Annotated in this window: 8 protein-coding genes; 2 read left to right on the top strand and 6 right to left on the bottom strand. The window is 31.1% G+C overall.

Translation table 11 applies throughout. From position 1 onward, the window contains the following. Positions 1–35 precede the first annotated feature (35 nt). The gene (locus VJY38_RS05640) at positions 36–1,169 is read left to right on the top strand and encodes an aminotransferase class V-fold PLP-dependent enzyme (RefSeq protein ID WP_353679696.1); all 1,134 of its coding nucleotides are present in this window, start codon (positions 36–38) and stop codon (positions 1,167–1,169) included. Between the two features lie 102 nt (positions 1,170–1,271). On the opposite strand, the gene VJY38_RS05635 is transcribed toward VJY38_RS05640, so the two are convergent. From VJY38_RS05635 to waaF, 5 genes are all read right to left on the bottom strand, one after another. Next, positions 1,272–1,487 carry a hypothetical protein gene (locus tag VJY38_RS05635; protein WP_353679695.1) on the bottom strand — a complete coding sequence of 72 codons (216 nt, stop codon included), beginning with the start codon at positions 1,485–1,487 and terminating at the stop codon, positions 1,272–1,274. A gap of 52 nt (positions 1,488–1,539) precedes the next feature. Further along, the gene (locus tag VJY38_RS05630) at positions 1,540–2,886 is read right to left on the bottom strand and encodes a phosphomannomutase/phosphoglucomutase (RefSeq protein ID WP_353679694.1); all 1,347 of its coding nucleotides are present in this window, start codon (positions 2,884–2,886) and stop codon (positions 1,540–1,542) included. A gap of 130 nt (positions 2,887–3,016) precedes the next feature. Further along, complete coding sequence (locus tag VJY38_RS05625; protein ID WP_353679693.1) at positions 3,017–4,609, bottom strand: phosphoenolpyruvate carboxykinase; 1,593 nt, start codon at positions 4,607–4,609, stop codon at positions 3,017–3,019. 101 nt (positions 4,610–4,710) lie between these two features. Then, positions 4,711–5,985 (bottom strand): 3-deoxy-D-manno-octulosonic acid transferase, encoded by a 1,275-nt coding sequence (locus VJY38_RS05620; RefSeq protein WP_353679692.1) that lies wholly within the window; start codon positions 5,983–5,985, stop codon positions 4,711–4,713. Next, positions 5,982–6,977 carry a lipopolysaccharide heptosyltransferase II gene (gene waaF / locus VJY38_RS05615; protein WP_353679691.1) on the bottom strand — a complete coding sequence of 332 codons (996 nt, stop codon included), beginning with the start codon at positions 6,975–6,977 and terminating at the stop codon, positions 5,982–5,984. Before waaF ends, VJY38_RS05620 begins: the two co-directional genes overlap by 4 nt. 119 nt (positions 6,978–7,096) lie before the next feature. On the opposite strand from waaF, the gene VJY38_RS05610 reads away from it, so the two are divergent. Continuing rightward, positions 7,097–7,366, top strand: coding sequence for a hypothetical protein (locus VJY38_RS05610; protein ID WP_353679690.1), 270 nt, complete (start codon positions 7,097–7,099; stop codon positions 7,364–7,366). 93 nt (positions 7,367–7,459) lie between these two features. Here VJY38_RS05610 and VJY38_RS05605 read toward each other — a convergent pair whose 3' ends face one another. Then, the gene (locus tag VJY38_RS05605; RefSeq protein WP_353679689.1) at positions 7,460–12,619 is read right to left on the bottom strand and encodes an SdrD B-like domain-containing protein; all 5,160 of its coding nucleotides are present in this window, start codon (positions 12,617–12,619) and stop codon (positions 7,460–7,462) included. Positions 12,620–12,959 lie beyond the last annotated feature (340 nt).

Genomic DNA, 12,959 nt, shown 5'->3' with positions numbered 1-12,959 from the left:
TTATCGAACTTTTCAGAAATTAATTTAGGTTTATTATGACACTCGAAGAAGTCCGAAATCTATTTCCCCATTTAAGAATGAATAAAATATATTTTAATCATGCTTCAATTGGTCCCTGGTGTGAATATGCTTTGAAAAGGATCGATGAATATACAAAACAGAGAAGTGGCGAAGTTATAGAAAACTACAACTATTTTCTTAAATGGAGTGCAAGTGCCAAGAAAAAACTTGCATTACTATTGAGAACTACTCCAGAAAGAATAGCCTGGATCGATAATGTATCGAATGGATTGAATATTTTGGCTCAGGGACTTAACTGGAAAGATGGCGATAGAATAATTCTTAATGATTTAGAATTTCCTTCGAATGTGTATCCATTTCTGAATCTTAAAAAATATGGTGTGGAAATAGATTTTGTAAAAAGTAAAAATGGAATAATTGATATAAATGATATCGAAAAAGCGATTACATCAAAAACAAAATTATTATCAATCAGTCATGTTCAATTTTTAACTGGATATCGTGCAGATATTGATGCGATAGGTGAATTATGTAAAAAACATAATATAATTTTTTGTGTGGATGCAATTCAATCTGCTGGAGTAATTGAAATAGATGTTAATAAATCTCAGATCGATTTTCTTGCAGGTGGAACACAAAAATGGTTTATGTCTTCCGAAGGTCTGGCGTATATTTATTTAAATGAGAGTCTTCAGGAAAGAATAGAACAAAAGTTTGTGGGATGGACTTCTGTAAAAAATGCATGGAATCTTCTTGATTACAAATTGGTACTTAAAAACTCAGCTGATCGATTTCAAAATGGCACTTTGAATTCACTTGGTATAGCTATCTTCGATTCTGTATTAGATCTTTTTGTTGATTTTGGCATGAGTAATATTGAAAGGAATATTATAAATAATACAAATTATTTTATAGAAAAATTATTGGAAATTGGTTTAAATCCAGTTTTAGCAAATGTACCTTCGGGAAATCGTGCGGGAATTGTTACAATTAAATTAAGTGAAGCAGAACAGATTTTTGATAAACTTGAAGCTAATAATATTCATTGTGCAGTTCGAGAAGGGATGCTTCGATTTTCACCCCATTTTTATAATACTAAAAATGAAATTGATAGAGTTATTGAGATTTTAAAGAACATAATTGAATAAGCAATTTCGATATTTTTATACTAAAACTTGTTTATTAACTTGCTGAATTTATTTCGAGTACAAATTTTCTTTTAGATTAACATACAGAATATCATTAGCAGATTATTCATTGGGATTATATGTTAATTCTATTTTTACATGAAAATCTGCACCACTGAATAATGTATATTTGACTTCACTTATAGTACATTTATAATCTTCACCAACAAGTTCACTTACAACTTTAGCAATTGCATTTTCGAGTGTGTTGATACTAACATTTTTTAATTTATTTTTTAAGAGTTTATCAACATCAAAAGTTTTTTCCTGCTCAGACATTTTTAATCTCCTTATATTTGCTTGTTTAGACGTTTATAAGAATTTATAGTTGTTAACTGCGTATAAAATTTAATAATTCTTCTGTTTTTTCTCGCATAAGTTTTTCATTACCTTTCGATTCAACATTCAATCTTAGAAGTGGTTCGGTATTACTCATACGAACATTGAATCTCCAATCAGGATATTCGACGCTTACACCATCTATTTCATCAATTTTACCATCTGAATATTTTTCTTTAATAGCAGCAAGTTTAGCAGCTGGATTTTCAATTGTTGAGTTTATTTCTCCCGAGCAGGGATATGCTTTTATCATTTCATCAACAAGTTCAGAAAGTTTTGCATCTTCTTCTGAAAGCAATTGTAATACAAGAAGAAATGGAATTAATCCACTATCTGAAAAAGAGTTATCTCTAAAATAATGGTGAGCAGACATTTCACCACCATAGATTGCATTTACTTCTCGCATTTTCTGTTTTATGAATGCGTGACCACTTTTTGAAATTACTGGAATTCCGCCAGCTTTAGTTACAACATCAATTGTATTCCATGTTAATCTTGGATCGTATACAATTTTTTCACCAGGATTATTTTTAAGTATTGATTTTGCGAGTAGTGCTACAATATAGTAACCTTCAATAAAGTTGCCATTTTCATCAAAGAAAAAACAACGATCATAATCACCATCCCAGGCAACACCAAGATCGGCTTTGTGTTCTTTAATTGCATCAATTGTTGATTTTCTATTTTCAGGAAGTAATGGATTCGGAACACCATTTGGAAAATCTGGATCTGGATCAAAGAAAACTTTTATCATTTTTATTGGCAAAAATTTTTCAAGTTCGTTTAATGCAGGTCCAGCACATCCATTGCCAGCATTAACAACAACTTTGAAAGGTTTTATTTTTTTAGGATCATAAAATTTACCAAGATGACTAATAAAGTCATTCATAATATTTTTTTGAATAACTTTTCCTTTTTCTTTTACTTGAATATCAAGTTCATCCTTCAATATCATTTTTTCAATTTCATTTAAGCCAGAATCGTAACCGAGAGGCACAGAATTTCTTTTGACAAACTTGAGTCCATTATATTGTGGAGGATTGTGACTTGCAGTAATCATTACACCCCCATCGGCATTTAAAAATGGTGTTGCAAAGTAGATCATTTCTGTTCCACATAATCCAATATCTATAACATCACAACCAGCATCACTAAGACCATTCGCTAAAGCATTTGACAATTCAGGTGAAGATTTTCTAATGTCTTTACCAATTACAATTGATTTTGCCCCGAGGTATTTTGCGAGAGCTTTTCCGATTTTATATACAAGATTTTGATTTAATTCGTCAGGTACTATTCCCCTTATATCATAAGCTTTGAAAGAAGTTATTCTTTCCATTCAACATCTCCATTTTTTATATGATAAAGATAGTAAATAAATTTTATTTGAACACTCATCAAAAATGTATTAATTAATTTTAGTTGTGACTTGATGGCATAAATAGAAAAAGCTCTGAAAAATTTTCCTGTTACTTTGGTCCTGCTTTGATTATTTCTTCTGATGCGTAACTTTCAAAATTCTTAAAGTTTTCTTTAAACATACCTACTAATTTTTTAGCTGTATCATCATATTTATTTTTATCAATCCAGGTATTGCGAGGATTAAGAATTTCGGATGGGATTCCATTTATTTGTTTAGGAACTCTTAATCCAAAAAAGTTTTCTTCATAAATTTCTGTATTGTCTAATTCGCCATTTAATGCTGCATTAAGCATAGCTCTTGTATATTCTATTTTCACTCTGTGTCCTTCACCATATGGACCACCAGTCCATCCAGTATTAATAAGCCAGCATTTAACATTATGCTGTTTAATTTTATCGCCAAGTAATTTAGCATAAACAGATGGATGCAGAGCCATGAATGGGGCACCAAAACATGTACTGAAAGTAGCTTTGGGTTCGGTTACACCTTTTTCTGTACCAGCAACTTTTGCTGTATATCCCGATAAAAAGTGATATACTGCTTGTTCTGTAGTTAGTTTTGCAATAGGAGGTAAAACTCCAAATGCATCGGCGGTTAACATAATGATATTATCTGGATGACCACCAACACCAGAAATTTCTATATTTGGAATATAATCGATAGGATAAGCAGCTCGTGTATTTTCAGTTAGAGAATCGTCATCGAGATCAAGTGTTCTTGTAAAAACATCCATTGCAACATTTTCTAATATAGTTCCAAAACGACGTGTTGTTTCATAAATATAAGGTTCTGATTCTTTAGAAAGACGTATTACTTTTGCATAACATCCACCTTCGTAATTAAAAATTCCTTCTGAACTCCAGCCGTGTTCATCATCTCCTATTAATTTTCTTTTTGGATCTGCCGATAGTGTTGTTTTACCTGTTCCAGAAAGACCAAACATAATAGCAACATCTCCCTTTTCTCCTATATTCGCAGAGCAATGCATTGACATTACACCTTTTAGAGGCATTAAATAATTCATCACTGTAAAAATTGATTTCTTTATTTCACCCGCATAACTTGTTCCACCAATTAAAATTAATTTTTTACCGAAGTTAATAATAATGAATACTCCTGAATTGGTTCCATTATTCTCTGGATCTGCTTGAAAATAAGGGAGATTAATTAGTGTATATTCAGGATTGTGATCTTTTAGTTCGTCTGAATTTGCTCTTATAAACATATTTCTTGCAAAAAGACTGTGCCATGCAGTTTCTGTAATTACTCGTATTGGTATTCGAAATTTGGGGTCGGCACCAACATAACAATCCTGCACATATAAATCTTTATTTTGCATGTACGATAACATATGATTATAAATAATTTCAAAATATTTTTCTTCTATTGGTTTATTTACTTTGCCCCACCAGATGTTTTTTTCACTTGTTGGTTCTTTAACAATAAACTTATCGTTAGGACTTCTTCCAGTATGTTGACCTGTTCTTACTACAAGTGGACCCATATGAGCTATCATAGCTTCTCTTCTTCTTACTGCTTGTTCATATAAAGCTGGAGTTGTAAGATTATAGAACAAGTTATTAATATTATGAATTCCCTGTTCATTTAATTGTTGCCATACTTCTAATTTTGATTTCATTATATCTCTCTTTTTATTGCCTGTATTACAAAGGTATTAAATGAAATAATTTTTATCAACTAAGGTTATATAAACAACAATCCTAAATAATAACGGCAATATTAGAGATGTGAATAAATTTCTTTTATTATGCTTTCTGTGGCTCCAATATTATTTTTTACATAATTAATACAAATTAAACCAATACTTTTACGGTAGGATTCATCTGAGAAGAGTTTGCGAAGTGTTTTATAAGCTTCTTTTTTATTCTGAATTACTATTCCACCACCAATTTCTTTTAATTTAATTGCTTCCTGACTGTTTTCGTATTTCGGTCCATAAATGACTGGTATGCCATAAACAGCTGGTTCCAGAACATTATGAATTTGTTTGAAACTTCCGCCAACATAAGCTACATCGGCATATTTGTAAAGTGTTAATAAAATTCCGATTGAATCAACTATGATTATATTTTCATCATTGTAATTATTCATCAGTGAAAATCGAATTGTTCTTTGCTTTTCAGAAAAATAATTTTCAATCTTTTCGAGATGAATCTCAGTAGGTTCGTGCGGTACAATTATTACTATAATATCTTTATTGTACTTTAATAATTTATTAATAGCAGGGAATAAAACTTCTTCATCACTTTCCCATGTGCTTCCCAGTATTAGTACTTTCTTGTTTTTAAATATTTCTTCTTTAAATAAATTTTTTTCTTTTGCTTGAAGACTTTTTTGATAAACTCTATCGTAGCGAGTATCACCTACAGCTTTTACTATGTTTTTATTTATTCCAAATGATAGAAAGTTTTTTGCATCATTTTCTGATACTGTAAGTATTTTTGCTGCAGATTGATATAATTGCTTGTGGAAATTCTTAATAATAGGCAAAGTTCTTTTGCTGTTGCTTCTCATTGTGGCATCTACAATGAAATATGGAATATTTTTTTGTTCGAGTTGCCAGATCATATTTGGCCAGATGTCATATCTCATAAATATTGCAATTGAAGGTTTCAATATATCAAGGAATTTTTTTGTTAAGCTAAGTTTATCGAATGGTAAATATGTAATGATATCTGCATGTGGATAGTTGAGTGAATTACGATAACCTGAAGGAGAAAAAAAACTTACAACAATGTTTACATCTTTTTCTGATTTTATTTTTTCGATAATTGGTTTTGCCTGTTCAAATTCTCCCATCGATGAAGAATGAAACCAGATAAGTTTCTTACTTCTATCTATTTTTGCTAATGATTGAATTAGTCTGGGAAATAAATATTTTCTATCTCTAATGCTGGATTTAATTTTTTCATTTAATAATGGTGATATTAAAATTATTAAGTATAATGCTGGATAAAAAATAATGTTATAAAGTAAGTGCCAGAATAATTTCATAATGAGTTCATTAGTTTTTTTAAAGTTTGATATACTAAATCTGGAGTTAAGTCTTTCATACATTTAAAATGTTTTTCAGGACATTTTTCTTTACCAATGTGACTGCATGGTCTGCAGGAAAGAGAATTATTTTCGAGTATGATATTTTTTACTTTGTATGGTGTAAATCCAAATTCCTTTACACTTGATCCGAATAGAACCAGAACGGGAAGACCAATTGCAGATGCAGTATGCATTAATCCAGAATCGTTTGTAACAATTGCTTTACATTTTTTCATATAAACAGCTGTTTTTAATATTTCATCATCATTTTGAAGATTTATACTATTCTGGATTTTTTTTGATATCTCAGCACAAATTTCTTTATCGTTTTTTCCACCCAGAATGAAAATTTGATAACCATCTTCTGCTAATTTATTTCCAAGTTCAACAAAGTATTCTGATGGCCATCTTTTTGTGAAATGTCTTGAACCTGGACAAAAGCCTATAACCTGTGCATTAGAAAAATTCGTGTCGATTTCATTTTCTATTTCTGAAGGAATAAATAGATCAAGACCATTCTCATCAAGCTTAATTTGTGGATATGTTTCAGCATATCGCTCTGGAATTGTTTTTGTTTTATTGAATAAATTTATTTTGAATTTTACCAGAAGAAATTTTTTTAATGATAGTTTTTTAAAATGATATGCAGGAGATTTAAGCTGAAATGTAATTAATCTACTTCTGAAATTATTTTGCAGGTCAATAATTAACTCGTACTCATTTTGTTTTAATTGTGTAATTAACACTTTTAAGTTGCTGGAATTGTATTCATAAATTTTATTTAAATATGGATTGTATTTAATTACATCTGAATATTGTGATTTAACAAGAAAATCAATACTGGATTCGGGATATTTCTTTTTTAATGCTCGAATTACAGGTGTAGTGAGTAATATATCTCCAAGTGAACTTAACCTGATTATAAGGATTTTTTTAAAGATATCTTTCATAAAGAAATTAAAGAAATTATAATTCAAAAATTAGATAATTAAAAATATCATTCAAAACGCAGGTTGGAACTAAATCTTTACTTATTTATTTTTCGAATGAAAAAATAAGAGATTGTAAGATGACAACTTTACCACCACCTGGAATAAAATATTTTCCAGAAGATTCAATTGAAAAAAAATGTTATAACATAGCAGAATCGTTGAAAGAATACATACCAATTATGAATGAAAGATACAGACTTGGATTTAATCTTTACAGGTATATGAAAGGGGAAGGAGATCCACCAGAAGTATTTATAAAGACAGCAAGAATCAGATACGAAAATATTAGCGAGAAAGAGTTAATCGAAAAAATTAATAGTGCAATCAATTCATTAAAAAATTCATAACGAATACTACTGCAACTCAAAAATTAGCTACAAAGTTATTTAATTTTCTGCACCCCGAAATTGAATTCGAGGTGCAGAGTTTTGAAGTGGGAATTACTTCATCAAAATCATTTTCTTACTGATGTTAACATTATTTCCAATTAATCTATAAATGTAAACTCCTGAACTTAAATTGCTTCCGTTAAACATTGTTTTTTGTATTCCTGCATTCATTTCATCGTCGAACAATGTAGCAACTTCCTGACCAAGTATATCATATACTTTAAGTGTGTATCTACCTTTTTCTGGCACTGCAAATTTAATTGTTGTTACTGGATTGAAAGGATTTGGATAATTCTGACTTAATTCGAATTTAGTTGGAATTTCTTCAGATTCAACAGAAGTTACACCAGCAACTCGTTTACTTAAATAAATCTTTCCTTCTTTAGTGCCGACATAAACATTATCATTATTTCTTGAAACAATCAGAGCACTTACACCAAATCCACCCATTCCAAGTGAATTCCAGGTATTACCATTATCTGTAGATTCAAATACTCCACTTGTCCACGATGCAACATAAATTTTACCACTTAAATTTACTGCTATTGAATAAATGAAAGGAGCATTCAGGTTAGATACTTTTGTCCATGTATTACCATTATCTGTTGAACGATATAATCCATCTCCATAAGTTCCAGCATATAAGCCATTTGAATTTGATGTGATTGTCCAGACGAAATCGTAGCCAACATTTAATTTTGTCCATAATGAATTTTCGTACTTGAATACTCCACCACCATAACTTGCAGCGTATAATGTATTTGAATGAATTGTAAGAGCATTTATAACTAAATTAAATCCAAGACCATTATTCATTTCGCTCCATGTTGAACCATTATCGTTCGAAACATAAACTCCAAGTCCCCAAGTACCAGCATACAATGAGTTACCATCTGAAGCAAGAGCATGAACATCGATATTTGATAACGAAGTTAAAGTCCAGTTAAATCCATCGAATTTGAATACACCCTGTTCAGTTGCGGCAAATATAAATCCATTATGAATATTTAATGACCAGATAAATCCAACATTCATATTGTTATTTATCTTTGACCATGATTGTCCGCCATTACTTGATTTATAGATATTACCGCCCCATGTACCTGCATAAATATTTCCAGATTCATCATAAGCCATTGCATAAACAATTTCGCCATTAGAAAATCCATTTAAATATTGCCAGTTATTTTGATTATCTGAGTTATCACCATTATTGGTTTCATCTAAAGTTGAAACTGTAATTGTTGCACTTGAAGAATTATTATCTGGATTCGGATCGGTTGTTAACACAGCAGTTATTGATGCAATATTTGTTATTTCTTTTTCAAATGGAATATTGCCAATGAATGGTGCTAAATTCATCTGACCCATTCCAGTTAATGATTTACAAATCATCTGACCATTAATTACACCACTTGCGAAATTGATATCTGCAGTTGGAGCCAGTAAAGAACCACGTATGTCAATTCCTTGAATTGTTAATTGTGAAGCTTCGTAAAAGTTATATAAAACATTTGTAATGCTTGTACCATTGACTGTTAAACCACCTGTCCAAGATACATTTGTTCCATTTATATTAACCAGAACTACCGAGCCATTAGGTGCATTAATTGTAACATTATTAGCAATTGAAAGATCCGAACCATTTACTTTGAATACATTCAGGAATGGATCGGTTCCAGTCAATGTTAATCCACCATATTGAAAATCTACTGTACCATTTACAGTATAATTAGAAAGATTAGTTGATAGATTTTCGAGATAAGTTTTTGCTGCTGCAAAATTAATTGGACTATCCTGACGTAAAGTACCATTAATGCTTACAGAAGGTTGAGGCAGATTTGTTGAATTTCCATAAACTACATTTCCATTAACATGACCACTTGTGAAGATAAGATCTCGTCCTACAATTAAAACATCTCCACTATTTTGTGGGAGTTGATCACCTATACTATAATTAGCAAAATGTGCATCTCTACCAACAGCAACTTTTCCCTGTGTATCAGAAGATGGTTGGTCAACATCATAGATTACAAATAAATTATAATCTTTAGCTGGTCCTAAATCGAATATTGAATTATATAACTGATCGCAATCTACAACTGCATTGATTGTTAGAGTTGCAAAAGTTTGGGAATTCAGATCACCAACAATCCAAATTCCCGTATTTGAATCATATACCCCCTGTGAAGTGGAACTGGAATTATAATTCAAACCCTGGGGTAATAAATCAGTTACTTGAATGCCTTTAGCTTTGTTTGGGCCATCATTTGTAACTTTTATTGTATATGTAATTTGTTCGCCACAATTTGGATTTTGATTGTCAACAGACTTTTCAATTCTTACTTCTGCAGGTTCTTCCTGTGGAGGTGGGCATACCCATGGATACCAGTACAAATCTCTGCCTATTCCATTTTTAATTGGATTTCCATTGCAGTCAAGTACATTTACTCCATAATGAATTTCAACGATTTGATCTTCTGGACGAATTCCTGGCCATTGTGCTGTAATAGAAAATGTGGTATCCTTAGTAATTAAAATTGTTTGGTAATGAGTTGAATTATCAACACTACCATCATTTGGATAAACTATTCTCCAGGATAATTGCAAATATGCTTTGCCTGGATTTGGTGTTATATGAACAGTTCCATTAATTGTAATTGGTTTTGCATCATATTCGCATATTGCTGAATCTGGACCCAACACTGCAGTCCAATCAGTTACACAGGATAATTCACAATCAATTTGTACAGTTGTGAAAGCTTCATCTTCAACTATAGCAGAACCATCAACTGGATGACCAACTGCTTTAACTGTATTGATTAATTCACCACAATCATTCTGTGTAACTGTATAAGTTTTTGTAAATGATTTAGTTTCTCCTGGTAAAACTGGAGTGATATTTTTGATTTTATGATCTCCATCTGGATTGATTAATGCATCATAAAAATCAACTCCACCACTTAATGTAATATCACCACAGTTCTCTACAGTAAATGTATATGTAATTACATCACCAGGCTTAGCTGTTTGTTTATCTGCAGTCTTGTATACACTAACGCAGGTTTTATAAAATCCGAAATCTATACTAATGTCATCCGAGCAATTTATATTTACTGTTACAGATTCATTAATGTTTGCATCGCTATCTTTACTATCGTTATTACCCTGATCTTTCTTTGTAGAATACCATTTTGTTTTTGCATTGCTTTCAAGAACACCACCACTTGCAAAATTTGATGCAGCTAATTTTATCTGATAAGTTCCATTTAAGAGATTGTCAAATTCATACTTGCCATTAGAATTTGTTGTTGCAGTGGCAATTAGTTGATTATTCTGCCATAATTCAATTACAACACCTTCAATACCTGGTTCACCTGAATCTTGTATTCCATTTACATTTTTATCGTGCCATACAAAATCACCAATTTTATTCTGGCAAACAGTTTCTTCATAAAGACCTGCATCCCACGATAAATCATTCTCACCAGAAGTTAGTGTAGTGCATATTGTTTTTCCTGTATTAATATTAGCATCAGAATCTTTATTATCATCGTTTCCCGAATCCTGATTTGTGAATACATAACCCTGTGGATTAATGAATTGTACATAATAGCTACCAGGAGTAAGATTTGAGAATAAGTAATAACCCTGTGAATTTGTAGTAGTTGTAGAAATTAAATTATCGTTACAATCAAATAATTTGACAGTTACATTTTCTAAACCTGGTTCACCATCATCCTGGATACCATTTTTGTTAAGGTCTTTCCAGACTCTATCTCCCAACGAAGCCTTTTGCAAACAAATTAAATAACCTCTGTCAACTGTTCCGTTATCAAAATTTTCATTGATGGCTGTTGCAGCATCATTAATTTGAGAAAGAGTAAAACCATTGGTATCTCCTCCGCCTAAAACCTGTTCAGCAAAGGATAGAAATTGATTTACTGTATATCCTGCAAAAGGTCCATTGTTAATTACAAGATTTCCTAATGGGATTGGATTTGTACCCAGATAACCCGCTGCACTATAATATACATTTAATTTTAATGCTGTAATCTGTCCAGCTAATACACTAATATCAGTGGTAGGATTTAAATAATTTTGTGTAAGTACAGCAGGAGTTCCACCATCTGGCAAATAATTTTTAATTGCACTCGCAGAAGTAAATGTAATCTTATAGTTCCCGCCAACAGTCATTCCATTCGGGAAAACAGTATTAAAATATAGATCTCTAATTTTTCCAGGTGTGCTATTAGAAGAGCTACCCCAACCACCCTGTGTAAATGTTACATATCCTCTTAAATCGCACTCAGATGGGGAATACCATTCTATACTGGCATTCTCTTCTTTTTCATCGAACGAAGGGGTTGCTAAAACTAATTTTTGTTTATCATTTGGTTTTGTCTTATGAACATATTTTGTTCCCTGCGGAATATCAACTTTTGCTTTTACTTTAATTACTGCTGTGCCTACTCCATTATAAGTAATAGTTACAGGTCCAAAATGACCATTATTATCAGTAGTTCCAGAGCTTGAACTTAATGTTCCAATAGATGAAGAAATTTGTAGTGAAACTCCTTCGACAGGATTACCATTAATATCATATGCATAAATATCAAATTGAGCAGGTGTATTCTGCAAAAGAGATTGATTGGCTGGAAGAATTAATAAAGTTTGTAATGGTGCATAATTGTTATGGTTTGCATTTGCATCGGATATTATAGCAAGTGTTCTGGATTTAATAGTATTATTCGTAATTGTATTGGGGTTTACTCCATCACTAAAATGCCAGATAGCCATCTGAATGGCTGCAGCTTCTTTGTTGATGTCACTTAATTGTCCAGAGTAATTGTTTTTGTAAGGATAATAGTTGTTTAGAATGTAAGTAATTTCGGATGAAGTATAATCTTCGTCCCAATAATCTTGATTGTAAACTAATCCATGTTGTAAGTCTATGCAATAAAACTTAACAGAATTAGAATTAAGAGTACCTTTAAAAGTACCTGCAAAATTACTTACACTTTGATTTGTATATGGGTTTATATAAGAAACTGACACCCCCTCAGCAGTTCCACTAATTTTTGCTATGCTGGTATAGTTTGTTGTTTGCTTAATTCCTTTTAATTGAGCAAACAAGTTATTGGTAAAACCAACTAAGATGAAGAATAAAATCAGTAATCTTAAGTATGGTTTTAATTGATATGTAGACACTTTTTCTCCTAAAATTATATTAATGCTTGTATTTGTTATGTCAATAGAAATGCCACAAAAAAATTGCGATTTCAACGCAAAATCGAAGAAAAATTAATTATTAATAATTACAGGTTGTTTCAGAATGAGAAAGCATTTTAGTATGATTCAGTGTGGGATGTTATAATTTTTATAGAATTGCCTGATGTAAAGAATTTATTGTTTCATGATTTTGTCTGTCAAATAAGAATCTAACTTCTACGTAATAATCCTATAATTGATACTCCAGACCGATATTTTTACAATAAAATTATTTGCATAATTATGCATATTTGTGTATAATTATAACCATTAATTTGAA

The sequence above is a fragment of the Rosettibacter firmus genome, assembly GCF_036860695.1.
GTDB classification, from domain to species: domain Bacteria; phylum Bacteroidota; class Ignavibacteria; order Ignavibacteriales; family Melioribacteraceae; genus Rosettibacter; species Rosettibacter firmus.
This window is presented reverse-complemented; position numbering and strand designations above follow the sequence as displayed.

Coding starts and splice junctions, on each gene's coding strand:
- VJY38_RS05640 (WP_353679696.1), top strand. CDS start 36: ATGACACTCGAAGAAGTCCGAAATCTATTTCCCCATTTAAGAATGAAT.
- VJY38_RS05635 (WP_353679695.1), bottom strand. CDS start 1,487: ATGTCTGAGCAGGAAAAAACTTTTGATGTTGATAAACTCTTAAAAAAT.
- VJY38_RS05630 (WP_353679694.1), bottom strand. CDS start 2,886: ATGGAAAGAATAACTTCTTTCAAAGCTTATGATATAAGGGGAATAGTA.
- VJY38_RS05625 (WP_353679693.1), bottom strand. CDS start 4,609: ATGAAATCAAAATTAGAAGTATGGCAACAATTAAATGAACAGGGAATT.
- VJY38_RS05620 (WP_353679692.1), bottom strand. CDS start 5,985: ATGAAATTATTCTGGCACTTACTTTATAACATTATTTTTTATCCAGCA.
- waaF (WP_353679691.1), bottom strand. CDS start 6,977: ATGAAAGATATCTTTAAAAAAATCCTTATAATCAGGTTAAGTTCACTT.
- VJY38_RS05610 (WP_353679690.1), top strand. CDS start 7,097: ATGACAACTTTACCACCACCTGGAATAAAATATTTTCCAGAAGATTCA.